Origin of the sequence: Mycobacterium sp. D16Q16 (assembly GCF_002013745.1) — a bacterium.
In the GTDB taxonomy this organism is placed as follows: Bacteria; Actinomycetota; Actinomycetes; order Mycobacteriales; family Mycobacteriaceae; genus Mycobacterium.
The window spans coordinates 150513-166536 of record NZ_MAEY01000012.1 but is presented as its reverse complement, the minus strand read 5'-3'; the positions used below and the strand labels follow the sequence as shown (position 1 = coordinate 166536).

10 protein-coding genes and 1 pseudogene are annotated in these 16024 nt (G+C 66.2%); 2 read left to right on the top strand and 9 right to left on the bottom strand.

Annotated elements, in window-relative coordinates:
- Position 1: 1 nt before the first annotated feature.
- The 5 genes from B4394_RS13090 to B4394_RS13070 form a co-directional block, all read right to left on the bottom strand.
- On the bottom strand, positions 2–1348 hold the full coding sequence (locus B4394_RS13090; protein WP_078307112.1) for an MFS transporter: 1347 nt from the start codon (positions 1346–1348) through the stop codon (positions 2–4).
- Positions 1349–1424: 76 nt separating this feature from the next.
- Positions 1425–2900 carry an aldehyde dehydrogenase gene (locus tag B4394_RS13085; RefSeq protein WP_078315256.1) on the bottom strand — a complete coding sequence of 492 codons (1476 nt, stop codon included), beginning with the start codon at positions 2898–2900 and terminating at the stop codon, positions 1425–1427.
- Positions 2897–4024, bottom strand: coding sequence for an Rv3169 family protein (locus tag B4394_RS13080; protein ID WP_078315255.1), 1128 nt, complete (start codon positions 4022–4024; stop codon positions 2897–2899). Before B4394_RS13080 ends, B4394_RS13085 begins: the two co-directional genes overlap by 4 nt.
- Positions 4021–5232 carry a phosphotransferase family protein gene (locus B4394_RS13075; protein WP_078307118.1) on the bottom strand — a complete coding sequence of 404 codons (1212 nt, stop codon included), beginning with the start codon at positions 5230–5232 and terminating at the stop codon, positions 4021–4023. The genes B4394_RS13080 and B4394_RS13075 overlap by 4 nt, the downstream gene beginning before the upstream one ends.
- A gap of 43 nt (positions 5233–5275) precedes the next feature.
- On the bottom strand, positions 5276–6055 hold the full coding sequence (locus B4394_RS13070; protein WP_078315254.1) for a class I SAM-dependent methyltransferase: 780 nt from the start codon (positions 6053–6055) through the stop codon (positions 5276–5278).
- A 128-nt stretch (positions 6056–6183) separates the two neighbouring features.
- On the opposite strand from B4394_RS13070, the gene B4394_RS13065 reads away from it, so the two are divergent.
- On the top strand, positions 6184–7368 hold the full coding sequence (locus tag B4394_RS13065) for a glycosyltransferase family 4 protein (protein WP_078307122.1): 1185 nt from the start codon (positions 6184–6186) through the stop codon (positions 7366–7368).
- A 9-nt stretch (positions 7369–7377) separates the two neighbouring features.
- Here B4394_RS13065 and B4394_RS25200 read toward each other — a convergent pair.
- The 3 genes and pseudogenes from B4394_RS25200 to pgfA form a co-directional block, all read right to left on the bottom strand.
- Positions 7378–7461: pseudogene (locus tag B4394_RS25200) on the bottom strand (TetR/AcrR family transcriptional regulator); the annotation flags it as partial.
- 194 nt (positions 7462–7655) lie between these two features.
- Positions 7656–9338 carry an MmpA family trehalose lipid delivery protein gene (locus tag B4394_RS13055; protein ID WP_139360158.1) on the bottom strand — a complete coding sequence of 561 codons (1683 nt, stop codon included), beginning with the start codon at positions 9336–9338 and terminating at the stop codon, positions 7656–7658.
- A 10-nt stretch (positions 9339–9348) separates the two neighbouring features.
- Complete coding sequence (pgfA, locus tag B4394_RS13050) at positions 9349–10530, bottom strand: cell envelope lipid trafficking protein PgfA (RefSeq protein WP_078307125.1); 1182 nt, start codon at positions 10528–10530, stop codon at positions 9349–9351.
- Positions 10531–10721: 191 nt separating this feature from the next.
- Here pgfA and B4394_RS13045 point away from each other — a divergent pair, with 191 nt between their 5' ends.
- A complete protein-coding gene (locus B4394_RS13045) occupies positions 10722–11891 on the top strand; it encodes an acyltransferase family protein (RefSeq protein ID WP_286142059.1) in 1170 nt (389 codons plus the stop codon).
- On the opposite strand, the gene B4394_RS13040 is transcribed toward B4394_RS13045, so the two are convergent.
- A complete protein-coding gene (locus B4394_RS13040; RefSeq protein WP_078315253.1) occupies positions 11774–16006 on the bottom strand; it encodes an alpha-(1->3)-arabinofuranosyltransferase in 4233 nt (1410 codons plus the stop codon). The two genes, B4394_RS13045 and B4394_RS13040, sit on opposite strands and share 118 nt — an antisense overlap.
- Positions 16007–16024: the final 18 nt, after the last annotated feature.

The following is a 16024-nucleotide window of genomic DNA, read 5'->3' as shown; positions in this document are numbered from 1 at the left end:
GCTAGGCGCGCGCCCTGTCGGCGGCATCCAGCTCATGCAGCGAGCTGCCCTTGGTCTCCGGCAGTGCCCACACAGCGATCAGCGTGATGGGAGCAACGGCCGCCAGATAGATCGCCACCGGCACCCAGCTGTGGTACTTACTCAGCAGCGCGGTACCGATGACCGGAGCCAGCGACCCGGCGAAGATCGAGGTCACCTGGTAACCCACCGACACCCCGGAGTAGCGCATCCGGGTGGGGAACATCTCTGCCATGATCGCCGGCTGCCCCGCGAACATCAGCGAGTGCACCAGCAGGCCGATCACGATGGCCGCCAAGATCACCCATTCGTCTCGGGTGTTGAACATCGGGAACGCGATGAAACCCCAGCCCGCGGCCAGCAGGGCTCCCAGCGCATAGGGCGCACGCCGCCCGACGATATCCGTATACCGCCCCACGATGGGCAGGGCAATCGCCTGGACCGCGTGAGCGATCAAGAGCAGCAACAGAATCCGCTTGGTGTCCATGTGGAGCTCGATCTTGAGGTAGGTGATCGAGAAGGTGACCACCATGTAGTAGAGGATGTTCTCGGCCACCCGCAGCCCCATGGCGGTGAACACCCCGCGCGGATACCGGCGGAATACCTCGACGACGCCGTAGGAGCTGGCCTTGTTCTCTTCCAGTTCTCGGCGGGCCTCATGGAAGATCGGCGCGTCGGATATCCGGGTGCGGATGTAGTACCCGATCGCCACGATGACGACCGACAACCAGAAGCCGACGCGCCAGCCCCAGGCCAGGAACGCGGCATCGGAGAGCGTCCACGACAACGTGAGCAGCACCAGGGTGGCCAGGAGGTTGCCGAGCGGCACGGCCGCCTGTGGCCAGCTCGACCAGAACCCCCGTTGGGCGTCGGGGGAGTGCTCGGCCACCAGCAGCACGGCGCCGCCCCATTCGCCGCCCACCGCGAAACCCTGCAGGAACCGCAGCACCACCAGCAGAATCGGGGCGCCGTAGCCAATCTGCGCGAAGGTCGGCAGGCAACCCATGAGGAAGGTGGCCACACCGACCAGCACGATCGCGATCTGCAGAAGGTGCTTGCGTCCGTATCGATCCCCGAAGTGCCCGAACACGATCCCGCCGATGGGCCGCGCGACAAACCCGACCGCATAGGTGAGGAAGGCCTTGATGATGTTGTCGAGATCGTTCCCCCCGGCCTGTACAGCGGGGAAGAAGATCTTGTTGAAGACGAGGGTGGCGGCGGTGGCGTAGAGGAAGAATTCATACCACTCGACGACGGTGCCCGCCATCGACGCCGCGACGACTTTGCGGAGACCTGTTGGAGCAGCGTCGGCCTCTGCGGTGGTGGACACAGCCGAACCCTAACGTCGAGCGCGAGCCTCACGCGGATTTCGGGCAAGATTTCCGCGTGAGGCTCGCACTCGATGGCTAGATGGAGTCGAGGGTGTAGCCCATCGGCAGCAGCACGCTCTTGAGCTCGCAGTACTCCTCGATGCCCTCGGGCCCGTTCTCGCGGCCGATACCGGACTGCTTGTAGCCGCCGAATGGGCAGCTGGGGTCGAAGGCGTACCAGTTGATGCCATAGGTGCCGGTGCGGATCTGCGCCGCGACCTCCAGGCCCTTGGGCACATCGGTGGTCCACACACTGCCCGCCAGGCCGTAACGAGAGTCGTTGGCGATCTTGATGGCCTCATCCACGGAGTCGTAGGCGATGATCGAGAGCACCGGGCCGAAGATCTCCTCCTGCGCGATGGTCATCGAGTTGTCGACATCCGCGAAAATCGTTGGCTGTACGAAGTATCCGCTGTCCAGTTCTTCTCGCCCTTCGGGCCTGGTGCCGCCGAAGGCCAGTCGCGCGCCCTCCTCGATGCCCTTGGCGATGTAGCCCTCGACCCGGGCGCGCTGCTTCTCGGTGATCAGCGGCCCCACCTGGGTGGCCGGATCATCGGGCAGTCCCACTCCCATCAGCGAGACCATGCCGACGATGCCGTCGACTACCTCGTCGTACCGAGACCGCGGTGCCAGCACCCGGGTCTGGTTGACGCAGCCCTGGCCCGCGTTCATCAGGCCCGCGAACACCAGCATCGGCAGGGTGGCCGCTAGGTCGGCGTCCTCGAGCACGATGGCCGCCGACTTGCCGCCCAGCTCGAGGGTGACCTTCTTCAGATTCCTGGCGGCGATCTCGGCGATCTCCTTGCCGACGACGGTGCTGCCGGTGAAGCTGAATACGTCGACGCCGGGGCTATTGGTCAGCGCCCGGCCGGTTTCGGCTCCACCGGGCACCACGGACAGCACGCCCTCGGGTACGCCCGCCTCGGCGAACACCTCGGCCAGGATGAAGCTCGACAGGGGAGTCTCGGCGGCGGGCTTGAGTACCACCGTGCAGCCTGCGAGGAACGCCGGGCCGATCTTGTTGAGCGCCAGGAACAGCGGCACGTTCCAGGCCGCGATGGCGGCCACCACACCGGCGGGCTCCCGGGTCACCACGGTCTGGCCGTACGCGCCGTTGCGCAGTTCCTTCCACTTCACTGCGTCCGCCGCGTTGGCGTAGTACTGGATGGCGCCAAAGCCGCCCATCCATTGCAGCGTTTCGATCACCATGGGGGGAGCGCCGGTCTCGTCGGCGATGGCCTTGCAGATCTCGTCCTTGCGGGCCTCTAGCCCGGCGACTGCCTTCTGCAGTACCGCCTGCCGCTCGTGCGGGGTCAGCTTGGGCCAGGGGCCGTCGTCGAAGGCGCGGCGAGCGGCGCTGACCGCGGCCTCGACGTCAGCGGGGGAGGCCAGCGGACACTGGCCCACCTTCTGGCCGGTGGCGGGCGAGATGACCTCGATCACCTGGTCGGTGGCCGGCTCAGTCCAGACGCCACCGATGAAGAGCTTGTCAAAGTTGTTCCCGTTGGTCATGAATCGCCGTCTCTTTCCTGAAGTGTATCAACGAACCCGGTAAAGCCGGAGGGTTTGTGGGGGCCGATGGGGCCGAATTCGAACAGTCCACTGCCGTGGGTCTCGACGCCGTTCTCGATGGCGGTGAAGGTGGCGAGATTGTCGACAGGGCACAACAACTTGAGTGTGGCGTCCAGCTCCGCGGTCTTGTACCGCTTGCCCTGCACGACGAGGTCGCCCTGCCACATGCCGTGGCGCCAATCCGGATCCAGGCCGTACCCGGTGCCGAAGCCGAAGTAGTGCGGCAGCACGATATCGGCCTTGATGGTGATGTCACCCAACGTAATGACCGCCGAACTCGCTTCGCGGGTACCGGGAACCAAGGTGATGTCGTGTGTAACGGGTCCGAGTTCGTCGATCCCCTTCGCCGGATCACGCCATACCCGGCGCGCCCCGCTGACGACCTTGTTGCCGTGCTCGTCTTCCTGATTGATGAACACGATCGAATACTCGGGGAACGAGATCACGTTGTAGAGCCAGAAGAAGCCCCCAGCCAGGGAGGCGCGCCGTCCGGCGGGTTCGCCCTCACCGACGGGGCGGATGCCCCAGGATCGATCGCGGTTGCCCGACCAGTTGACTCCATCCAGCTCATGGGTGGTACCACCAACCGTCAATTGGCCTGTCCAGGTGCCAGTTTGGGCAAACCGTGAGGTATCGAACATCACGCGGCCCAGTTGACGCTGGTAATGGCCGGGTTCCAGGGAGGCCGGGATCTCACCGGTGTAGGTGATATCGAAGGCGAGGTCGTATTCGGAGCCGGGTTCCAGGATCAGCCGCACCCTCTTGAGACCCTCAAGGACCTCAATGCGGTACGGCCCGACCTTGAGATCGGCTCGGTCGTCGCCCAATGCGCGCGAGGCCCGGAACACGACGATGTCGTCGCCGTCGCGCACCGAAGCGAATGCATCGGTGACACCCAGATTCGGGTAGACGCCCAGTCCGGTGATCAGATATGGCAGGTCGGCGTGCCCACCGTGGCAGCCAAAGTAGTAGCGGTCATAGAAGTTTCGATCCGAGGTGCCGACATGGCGGACTACATCGGCGATCTGGTGGATCGGGTAATCGTCGAAGGGGGACAGGCTCACGCGCTGGTCTCCTCTGCGAGCTGCGACCAGTACTTTCCGTCCAGCATCTTCTCCAGCGTGGCCCTGTGCAGGATCAAATCATCGGGGTCATTCGGCATCTCTGCCATACCAAAAGCCATGGCACGCATCTGAATGCGCACCATGATCACGGCGTGCTGCAGCGCGGCATAGGCGGTGTAGAAGTCCAGATCGCCCGCGTGGTGCCCGGTGAGTGCGGCGTACTCGGCGGCGATGTCCTCGCGCCGACAGAAATCCGGGAGGCCCGGGAGCGTCGCCACTTCGGCCAGATCCTGGAAGAATCTGTGCAGGAAGATGATCCATCCAAGGTCGAGCTCGCGGGGCCCCACGGTAGCCATCTCCCAGTCGAGCAGTGCTACCGGCTCGAAATTCTGGTAGATGACGTTTCCCGGGCGCGAATCACCCCAACTGACAGCATCTTTCGTGCCTAGCGATTCGGTCGGCCAGTTCTCGCGTAACCACGCGAAGCCGCGGTCGATCAACGGGATGGTGGGGCCGTCGCCGCGTACCCACTCATAGAACTCGTGGGTGCGGCGCACATGGGCGTCCAGACCCGTCTCCCCCTCGCGGGCGTCGTCGAGGAACGCGAACTCTTCGACGGGCGCCGAGTGAACCCGGGCGATCTGGTCGACGGTGAGTCGCTGCATCTTGCGGCGGTCGGCAGCGGAGGCCTCGGTCACCCAGGATCCGAAGGTGTAGGGCATCCGGTCGGGCGGCACCTCCCCGTCGACGCGCTTCATGACGAAGAACTCGCCGCCGAGCACCGAGGGGTCATCGCAGTACCAGAGCACCGGCGGAACCACCGCGCTGGTGTGCTGGCCGAGCTTGTCCATCACGTCGAACTGGCGGCGCATGTCATAAGTCGAAAACACCGGGCTCGAGTCGGGCTGAGGTGCCGTCCTGATCACCAGCCGGTGGGCAGCGCGCACACCGTTCTCGGTCCACTGCGCATCGGCCAGGATCGTCTCGCTGGACATGCCGTTGGCGCTGGGCAGCTCCGCGTGGTCCACGCTGAGGGCGGCATCGGCCGGCAGCTGGGCGGAGATCCACTCGGCGAGTGCGCCGCGCAAGGTCTCCGGGTCCCGTTGTGATTCCGCGGGGCGTGCAACGTCCTCATGCGTCGCTGTCTGCTCAGTCAAGTGTCGTGACTTCCGTTTCATGTCCGCCTCGTTGCGTGACGTACGCAACACTACCGGGCAGTCAGGGGAAGTGGAACCTGTTGCAATTCTGGATTCAGTGGGGGCGCAGGACAAGCACCAAATTGCTCACCAGAACCTCCCGCACAGCGGGAACTTTGGTGATCCACCATGCCCATTTGGGGTGGTAGCGGGGAAATGCGGCAACCAGCGCGCCCGTGCTGTGTGCCCACTGGAGCCCGTCGCGCACGGAGACCGGGAAAAGTGACGACCCGTAGTTGTTCTTGGGCGGATGGCCGTGCTTGCGGGTGTACCAGCGGGCGGCGCGGGCGCCGCCGAAGTAATGCGTCAGACCCATTTCGTGGCCACCGAAAGGGCCGAGCCAGACGGTGTACGACAAGACCGCCAGCCCGCCCGGGCGGGTGACCCGCAACATTTCCGCGCCGAGGCGCCAGGGCTCGGGTACATGCTCGGCCACGTTGGAGGACAGGCAGATGTCGACGCTGTCGTCGGCGAACGGCAAGGCCATTCCGGATGCGCGCAGATATGCCGCTCGTGGATCGTGGATGCCCTGGGTTCCGTCAGGAGCCGCATGCATCTCCCGAGGGTCGGGTTCGACACCGACGTACTGTGCGCCGGCGTCGGCGAAGGCCGAGGCGAAGTAGCCCGGCCCGCCCCCGACATCCAGCACCGTGCGGCCCTGCAACCCGGTGCCGGTGGCCTGTAGCCACAAGTCGGCGACCAGGTGAACTGTGTCCTGCGCCACCGTTCCGTAGAACCGCTCGGGCGCACTCTGCTCGAAGCGAAAAGATGACAACAAGCTGGTAGAACGCCGCAGAGTGGCTCGCTGCGCAAACAGATCGGTGATATCCGGCACGGGTTCTCGTTCTGCTCGGTCTTCTTTTACGGAACACGGAATTTCTGGAGGCCCACCCTAACGGCCTAGGGTGCTTAGCGGTGTTAAGCGAAGCGTCAGATCAGCCGGGCCTCCCGCGGGAGGTCCTCATGTTGTGCTGGCGTGATACCGACCATCCGCAGGGCGGCGGTAGCGAGACATACCTGCAGCGCATCGGCGCCGAGCTGGCCGCGTCCGGTGTCAGGGTGACACTGCGATGTGCCGCCTACCCCGGCGCGCCTCGCCATGAGGTGGTCAACGGAGTGCGCATCTCACGTGGCGGTGGGCGGTTCACGGTGTACCCGCGCGCACTGTTGTCGCTGCTGGCCGGTCGCGTCGGTCTGGGCGCACTGCGTGAGGTGCGCCCCGATGTCGTCATCGATACCCAGAACGGCATCCCCTTTTTTGCCAGCACCGTGGTGACGGCGCCCGTGGTGATGCTGGTGCACCACTGCCACCGAGAGCAGTGGCCGGTGGCGGGGCAGCTCATCGGCAGGCTGGGCTGGTGGTTGGAATCGCGGTTGTCTCCGCGAATGCACCGGCGCAACCAGTACTTGACGGTCTCGCAGCCGTCCGCATCCGACTTGGTGGCGCTCGGTGTGGAGCCCGGACGGATTGCTGTGGTGCGCAACGGTATCGATCAGATACCGGCGCTGTCGGTGGCCGAGGCGCTGGACGGTGCCCGCAGCGAGACGCCGCGAGTCGTGGTGCTCTCGCGCTTGGTGCCGCATAAGCAGATTGAGCACGCGCTGACCACGCTTGCGCTACTGCGTGACCATGTACCCGACGTGCATCTCGATGTTGTCGGCGATGGCTGGTGGATGGATCCGCTGGTGGGCCACGCTGCCCGGCTGGGTATTTCCGAGTCGGTGACATTCCACGGATACCTCGGTGAGGAAGCCAAGCACCGGGTGCTGCAACGTGCCTGGGTGCACCTGATGCCGTCACGCAAGGAAGGCTGGGGCCTGGCGGTCACCGAGGCCGCGCAGCATGGCGTGCCCACGGTCGGCTACCGCTCTTCCGGTGGCCTTACCGATTCGGTCACCGACGGCATCACCGGTCTGCTGGCCCGCGACCAGGATGAGTTCGTCCGGCATACCGCGACCCTGTTGGCGGACAACAACCTTCGTTACCGGATGGGCGAGGCGGCGCGTGCTCGCTGTGCCGACCTGTCGTGGGAGCGCAGCGCGGCCGGTGTGTGGACCGTGCTCAAGGCGGCGATGCTCGGCATCCCGGTGTCGGGGATCGTCGGTGACGAACCGGTCGCGGCTCCGCAGGTCGAAATTCCCGCCTGATCTGACGGATCAGCCCGCGGTGAGATACCGGGCCGCGAGGGTGGCCCCGATGCGGGTGCTGTGCTCGATGACCTCATCGGTGCTCACGTCTACATGGAGGCGCAGATCGACTACATCGTGCGGGCGATCGGCATTATCCGCAGCCGCGGGCTCCTGACCCTCGATGTGCGCAAGGACCGGCAGGACAGGTTCAACGACGATATCCAGCAGCGGCTGGAGGTAGAGCTCGACGACTACAGCTTCACGGCCAGTGCGGTGGTTCCCTCGGCCCATGACTCTTGGCGTGGTTACGCTCGCCGGCGGTGGGTGAGGCGCAGGCCGCCGGCCAGCACGCCCGCCGCGAGGAGCGCCACCCAGATCAGGTGTGCCGCGATGACGACCGTGCGACGGCTCGGTGATGCTCCGATGGATTCCCACGGCCCGGGTACCCGGTAGAGCGCGATGTCGCCGTCGCGGTAGACCGGCTCGAGCTGCGCCAGTGTTGTTGACGAAAACTCTTGTTCACCAGGAGTTTTAGCCTGCAGGACCACCCAGCCGATGCCCTGCGCCGCGAGCTCGCGCGGTGTGGCGCCGGTGCGTAGCAGCTGTTCGACGACACGTCCCCGGGTGCCGTCGCCGCGCACGTCCTGCCCGTCGACACGAAGGTCGCCGCTACTCACCGCGTCTCCGCGGATCCAGCGCGGGAACGGATCCAGCACCGGGATCGAAGGAGGTCCCCACGGGTATTGCCGCATGGTCTCCGGCGGCAATACAGCCACCGGATGAGGTTCGGCGTTGATGTAGGCGGCGACCGTGTGCCATCCGGCCGGGTAGACCACCGACTCGACTCGGCCTCCCACTCCCCAAGCCAGATCAGGCAGCGTCAATATCAGTGCTGCGCATGCCACTCCGGCTCCCACTAGTTGTGCGGAACGTTCGCGTACCGCGGTCACGGCGGCGGCACCGGCCACCGCGTACCCCGGTACCGCCAGCGCCACCCACTTCTGGCCGTCACGCAAAATGCCCAGGCCGGGCACCTCGGTGATGAGCCAGGTGGTCAGCGACAGCCCCGGGCCCGTCGCCAGCAGCGCCGGAAGAATCACGGCCGCACCGGCAATACCGAGCAATCCGAGCGCTGTTCGGGTGCGCCACAGCACCACCACGCCCACCGCCAGCACCACGAGCAGCACCGCCGAGAAGGCCAACGCGAACAATGTGGTTCGCGAGGCCGGCACCGCAGAGGCATTCCACATACCGCCGAGTGAGGCCAGGCTGCCGAGCGTGCCCAGCCCAGGCTCGGCCCGGGCCGCGAAAGCGTGGACCCCGGCCTGGTCTCCGGCCGGTATGTCCGTGCCCAACCCCGAGGCCACCAGCCACGGCATCGCGGCCAGCAGCGAAATCGCCAGTACACCAAGCCTTGACCGCAGATCTGACGACACGGCCAGCCCGACGATCAGTGCGAGCACCGTTCCGGTGGGCGTCAATCCGGCCACGGCGATCCAGAACGCGAGCGTGCACCATGCGCCGATACTGGTCGCCGTGTGCAGCCGAATTACCGTCAGCGCGACCCACGGTAGGCAGCCGTAACCGACCAGCAGACTCCAATGGCCCTGCAAAAGCCGTTCAGCCACATAGGGATTCCAGATCGCAATGGTGGCGGCCACCAGCTCGCCGGGAATCCCGGCGTCTGGGACCAGTTGAGCGGCCAGGCGCGCCGCTCCCCACCCGGCGAGCCACAAACTCACCGCGAGAAGGGCCTTGACGAGGATTCCGCCGTCAACAAGTGACGTCGCGATGGCGATGAAGAAGTCCTGCGGGACGGCGCGGGGGGCTGCCTCGCCTACCCCCAGCGCCGCATCGGTCAGGTAAGACCGCGGGGTTGAGACGGCGTCACGGATCAGCAGATAACCGGGTGCGGCAAGAGGCGCGGTAATGGCAGCCGCCAAGCCCAATGCGTAGAGCGGCGCCGCGATGACGCGCGTGCGGCGCAAGACGTCCCGGCTAGAGGTGGTTTCGGGGCGACGGGAACTTGTCGGTGTCGGCCTCGCTGGCGGGCGGCTTCTCCGGACCGCGACGGCCGAAGAAGCCATGATCGACCGTGTCGAGGCCGGGGTCGATCAACGCCGACTCGGCGCGCAGGCTGAACGAGCCCAGCAGCCCACCACCGACCAGCGCCACGACGCCGAGAGCGGCGAAGGTGATCGGCAGGATGTTCGACCAGATGGACAGGCTGTCGCGGGTATCGCGTGCCGCTTTCACCTGCTTCTCGACGGTCTCGTCGTTCGACTGCACGGTGTAGTCCACCATCGGGACCTCGGGCTTGAGCGCGTCACGCGAGTAGTACTGCAGCGCATGCTGTTTGCTCTTGACGATGATGCCGCTGACCGGATCCACCCAGAACTCACGCTGTGCCGCGTAGTAGCGGGTCATGGTGATCTCTTCGTCCTCGCGCTCTGCTTCCACACCCCACTGCTGGGCGCGGGCCGTGACCTTCGAGTCCTCGTCCTTGTCGTACAACGAGGGGTACGAGACCGGTTCGACCAGCTTGCCGTTGGCGTCGTAGCCCACGTTCTGGGTGAAGTGGTAGGCGGTGAGCCCGTTGACATCTTCTTCGCCGGTGTAGTTGGCGTCGAATGCTCGCTGGGCGACTACGTCGAAGTACTGGTACGTCTTCTTCTCGGTGTCGAAGGGGAACCGGTAGCTCAACCCTTCGTGCTTGAGCGCAATCGTCGTCGGTGGTGTCTCGTCCTCGATAGCGCGTGGCTTCTGGACACTGCCGCCGGGGTTGTCATCGCTGGAGATCGCCTCGGCGGAGTGGCGGTCCACGGTGACGGTGTCGACAGTGGCGAGAACCAAACCGGCGTCGCCCTGCTTATCGGTGCGCCGAAGGGTGATGCCCGCCTGCAGGCCGACCTTGGTGGCGTCGGTGGGGCTGACGGTGGTGATCTGCTCCTGCAGCGCCAGCGGCTTATCCGGATCGGCGATGAACTTCGGTCCGGACAGCGACGCCGGGTCCAGGGCACGGCCCTTGCCCTCGCTCACCAATGTGGCGTCCCAGTCGAGCGGAATCTTCGCAAGCCGGTTGCTCGTGTACGTGCTGAGCAACAGTGCGGCGATGATGAGCGCCGAACCCAGCCCCAGCAGCCCGCACGCTGCGATACGCATCATGACCCCGCGGTTCACTGTGGCCGAACCCTCCTTAACGTGCGGTAACCCTGTGCGTGACGAGATGGCATGCCCAGGGCAAATCTGTCTGACCCTAACAGCCGTGGCCGCCAGGTGGTCATTTGGCGATCGTACGGATTCCCAGGTCCTGGTTCTGGTCAAATGCCGCCGGATCGACTTAGAACCGTACCCTCGGCGGGGTGACGACAGTGCGGCCATCGGCTCCGGCCGTCCATGCGCGGGGCTTTGTCCCAGCATTGGAGGGCATGCGCGCCTGCGCGGCGATGGGCGTCGTGGTCACCCACACCGCGTTTCAGACGGGTCACAACGATGGCGTCGACGGACGCATCCTGGGCCGCTTTGACCTGGCGGTGGCCGTCTTTTTCGCGCTATCTGGATTTCTGCTGTGGCGGCCACATGCCGCGGCAGCACACGGCGGGCCCGCGGCCGCGTCCACTGGGCGCTACTTCGCGTCGCGGTTCGTCCGCATCGTCCCGGCCTACCTGGCCGCCGTCGTTGTCATCCTGTTGCTGTTGCCGGATGCGATGGGGGCCAGCTGGGTGGTCTGGGCGGCCAACCTGACGCTCACACAGTTGTATATCCCGCTAACTCTGACGGCAGGTCTGACACAGATGTGGAGCCTGGCGGTCGAGGTGGCGTTCTATGTGGCGCTGCCGGTTATCGCGGTCGCCATGCGGCGGGTGCCGGGGCGATGGCGTGCTCCGGTGCTCATGTCCCTCGGTGCCATCAGTCTCGGCTGGTCGTTCATCCCCTTTCACGCGGCCGTGGGCGTCAATCCGCTGACGTGGCCGCCCGCCTTCTTCTCGTGGTTCGTCGCGGGCATGCTGCTGGCCGAATGGAGCTCGGCGCCACCCGCTTGGACACTGCACCTGGCGCGTCGCCGCGTGCTGCTCGCCGTGGTGGCCCTTATCGCCTTCGGGGTGGCAGCCTCCCCGCTGGCCGGACCGCAGGGGCTGACTCAGGCACCGCCGCATCAGTACGCCGTCAAGATCGCGATGGGTGCCACGCTGGCGTGGGCGCTGCTGATGCCGTTGACATTGGATGCCCCGGGCACGCCGCACCGAATATTGAGCAGCCCGCTGATGGTGACGCTGGGGCGTTGGTCCTACGGCCTGTTCATCTGGCATCTGGCGGCCCTGAACATGGTCTTTACCGTCATCGGGCGCTTCCCGTTCAGCGGTCACTTCCCGCTGGTGCTGATTCTGACGCTGATCTTCGGCTTCGCGATGGCCGCTGTCAGTTACGCGCTGGTGGAATCTCCGTCACGGGAGGCATTGCGGCGCTTCCAGAAGCGGCGCGATGGGAGCCGCACCGCAGCCAACGCCACGGCGGTCACAGAGGTCAGCGCCAGCAGCTGAATCCACCACGAGTGACCGGTGTATCCACCCATCGATCGCCACGGATGCCGGGAGAGGGCCGCTCCGGCCAGCAGCAGAGAACCGCCGGAGACATAGGCCCCCGCTGCCGTGAGCGTGCGCAGGGGCCAGCGCGCCCACACCTTGAACGCCAATGCGGCCAGGCCCACCACGGCCCCGGCGATGCCACTGATGGCGGTGAGAGCCGCCAGCACCGCGACACCCGCCGCGCGGCCAGAGCGCCATGGGATCACCTGGGTGAGGGTGGTTTTTCGGCGCACGGGGATGAAGGCCAACAGTGCGAGGACGGGAAGCAGCGCAAGTCCGCCGAACAGTCCCGCCCGGTACCAGGTGTCGAGGCCGAAGGTGAGTGTGATCGGCCCGCCGGTGCCGGCCGGAAGCACCCATCCCTGCTGCCATCCGTTCACCCGTACCGGGGCGAGGATGTGTCCTTGTGCATCACGAGCCACCCACCCGGGGTTGATGCTTTCGGGCACCACCAGCACCCGGTCGTGCGACGCGGGATCCGCGGTCACCTCACGCCGGGCCGCATCCCATCTGCCCGTGGGTGCCACGGTCGCGGTCGCGGAGGCCGGTGCCGCGTCCGGCGCGGTGAGCTGGACGCCATCGACGATGAACTGCTGGCGTGGATTGACGGTGACGTCCTGAGGCCCTGCGCCCGTCGCGATGGGTGCGGTATCGCACGGAGTCGCCTGGATGGCGTTGCCGTCCAGCAGATCCCGCACCGTGGTGGTGATGGACATCGGGATGAAGCGTCCGGCGAGCGCTAGCACCGGGCCGTCGGCGCATCCGATGTTGATCACGCGGTTGCCATTGGCCCGCGCATCGGCCGGGGCGACCGGCCGACCGCGGGTGTCCAGCGCGACGAGCTCGGCGATTCCGGGCGGTTTGTTCTGATCGGTTCCTAGCGCGGTGCGGTCAATGATGTCGGTCCAGTCAGTCACCGTGACCGTGATGGTGTCGGTGACAGCCGGATGCAATGCCAGTGTCGTCTCGGGAGACTTCGGGTCGATGTTCCTTATCTGGGGTCCGTCGCCGAGGTTGATGGCTACCTGCTTGGGGTGTGTAGGCACCTCCGTCTTGCTGGGCTGGAGCCGAATACCGCCGACGGCCACGGGTTTGGGGAGTTTTATCACCAGAGAGGGCAGGTGCTGTCGCAGTACCGACTCCTGTGGCGCCGTCCAGGCGGTACCGGGATCGCCGTCGGTGGCGGCATAGGAGGAGCCTCGCAGGTCAATCAGGTCGGCGCTCCCGGAGGCCGCGGTGGTTCCGGGCTGCGTGATCAGATCACGCAGTTGCGGGCCGGAGCGGGCCCGCACCCAGAGCCGTGGTGTGAGCGAAAGAGGCCGGGGCACAGTCAGTGTCCGGATGAAGGTGCCGGGTTCCTCGGGGGCAAGTGAGAGTGTTCCCGCGCAGCGCAGCCTCTCGGGGGACGGCATGCAGCCGGGTCGACCCTCCAGCGGAGATCCCAAGTCCCAGCCAAACACCGCGGCTTCCGCGGGAGGCGAGGGCAGGGTTGCGCTGTGGCGGAGATCGACGGAATGGGCGTATCCCGCGGCGTCGTACTGGGTGAGGGATAGCTCAGTGATGCCGAACTGCACGCCGGAGGTGCCGTCCTCGGTGCCGGTGGCCGTGACCTTGACCCAGTTGGTTTCCCCCGGCCGCAGCGCCACATCCAAAGGCTTGCCCGGCTCATCGAACCGCACCGATGTGGTGCCGTTATCGGTCTCGACCTCCAGTCGCCGCACCTGAGCTCCCAATGCGGTGGCACTCGGTGTCACGGTGAGGATCGCGTTGGTGATCGGCCGATCCAGGTCCACCCGAATCCATTGCCCAAGAGCGGCTTCCAGTGAACTGCTGACCCAGCTCGTCGCGTTGTCGCGATCGATGACGGCGGCTGTGCTGGTGCCCGGGGCCACATTGGGCAGCGCCGTGGAATCGGAAGCGGAGCTGGATGCGGTGATGGTCCCGCCTGTCCAGCTTCCGTTCACGGCGGGGACGCCGGTGGCGGGGTAGTCGGGCACTCGGTTGAAGGTTCGGCGTTTATCGCTGGGTGCGCGAATGGCCGAGGAATGATCGTCGACGCGCCCGTAGTCGGTCTCACGAGCCAACGGACTGTCGGTGACCATCGCGGGTCCGGGACGCAGACCTGCCTGTGCGGCGTCGGTAGCCAAGAGAGATGGGCCCAGCGGTGGCTGGTTCAGCTGGCGGCGCCGTTCACCCAAGCGCAGCAGAGCTTCGGGTCCACCCGCGACCCGGGGCATGCTGTCGATGTCCGCGAAATATGGTTCCCCATAACCCTTTCCGTGCCCCACCGAGTAAATCTCGACCGCTGGATACTTTGGGCGTAGGTCACTATCGGCGACAAAGCCTTCCACGGTCCCGGCCCCGACGGAGTCGCCGAACTGGGCAACCTTGGTGAGCCCGGGAGACCCGTCGATGGTGTGGTGCACCAGGATCGGTCGCGCGGAACGGGACGTATCGGGGTCGAGGTCGTTGCGCACCACCAGATAGGAGATGCCCTGTTGCTCCAGGGTGTCGGCCAGCCCGTCCGAGGGGCGGCCGGCGGCGAACAACTGCTGTACCGAGTCGATGGCGCGGATGGTTTCCGGAGGTGTCAGTGGGATGGAATCCCGTACTCCCCAAGGTGTTTGGCCCAGCGCCTGCAGGGGTTCGTCGCGGGTGAGGCCCCAAGTCTGGATTGCGAACGGAGCTCCCGGTACCACGAGCGCGCGCCCGCCATCATCGTGATCGGCCAGCCAGTGTGCCGTCTCGTTCCAGTATCCGGGGATCTCGTCGAAACCGCCGCGGGGCACCAGCCGGCCCGTCCAGGCCAGCGATGTGCTCGCGGCGAGCGCCACCAACACCGCGATCCCAAGGGCAACCGCCCGATTACGTTCCGGGCGCGCCAGCGCCGCGAGCCACTCCCGGACGGTCACACTGGCGGGAAGTGGTATCCGCGACAAGGCATGTGCCAGGCCAAGAATCAGTGGCAGGCGGATCAATGGTTCGAGCTTGTGCACATTGCGCAGCGGTGTGCCGCCGTCGTCAAGGAAGAATTGGATCTGCTGGCCCACAGGCGATCCGAGTGCACCGGTGTATCCGGCCGTCAGCAGCACGAGGCCAACAAGAAGTATCGCGACCAGGCGCCCGCGTGCCGGCATGCCCCGCATTGCCAGCCCCGCCATGCCGGCAGCGGCGATCATGGCGGTGGCGATGACCATGGCCGACTGGGTGACCAGCGAGGAACCCGCCGTCGCGGTCGGGGCCACGAACGGCGTCCAACTGTCGGTCCCGCGCAGCACCTCGGTGAGAGAGGTCCATTGCGTGGTGACGCCGGAAGATTCGATGAAGTCGAGGAACCGCGGGCTGATCTTGCCGAAGATCAACAGGGCGGTGATCCACCATGAGGTGGCCAGCGCCAGGCAGGGAATCCACCACGCCGTGAATCGCCACCATGTCCGGTTCGGTGTGTGGGCCAGCCACCAGATGGCGGCCACACCGCAGGCGAGGGCGGTGGCGACAGCATTGACCGCACCCATCAATGCGACCGCGACAGCCGACAATGCCGCCGCCCGGCGCGGGGACATTCGGCCCTGGAACGTCAGGATGACCGGCAACAGCACCCACGGAGCCAGCATCATCGGCAGTGTTTCGGATGAGATGGCTCCCAGGGTCGTCAGCACCCGGGGGGACAGGGCGAACGCGACTGCCGCGATGATCCGGGAGCCGCGGGTACCGATACCCAGCGCCTCGGCAACCCGGATGACGCCCCAGAACCCGGCCACCACCAGCAGTGCCCACCACAGTCGTTGCGTCACCCAGGCCGGCACCCCGAGTAGATGCCCCAGTGAGAAGAAGGCGCCGTGCGGAAAGAGATAGCCGTATGCCTGGTTCTGCGCCTGCCCGAACGGCAGATCACTGCTCCACAGGTTGAGGGCCCGGGCGGCGAACCGCAGCGGATTGATCGCCAGATCCAGCTTGGTGTCCGGGGAGATCTGCCCGGGTGATTGGGCAAAGGTCAGCAGTAATGCGAACGCCGCGGCGACCGCGAGCCACCGCCGACTCAGCGGCGAACAGTCAAGGCGGTGCGTCACGGCTCAGGAAATGCTGCG

Excerpts from the sequence above, each read along its gene's own strand:
- B4394_RS13085 (WP_078315256.1), bottom strand. The coding sequence starts at position 2,900 with ATGACCAACGGGAACAACTTTGACAAGCTCTTCATCGGTGGCGTCTGG.
- B4394_RS13065 (WP_078307122.1), top strand. The coding sequence starts at position 6,184 with ATGTTGTGCTGGCGTGATACCGACCATCCGCAGGGCGGCGGTAGCGAG.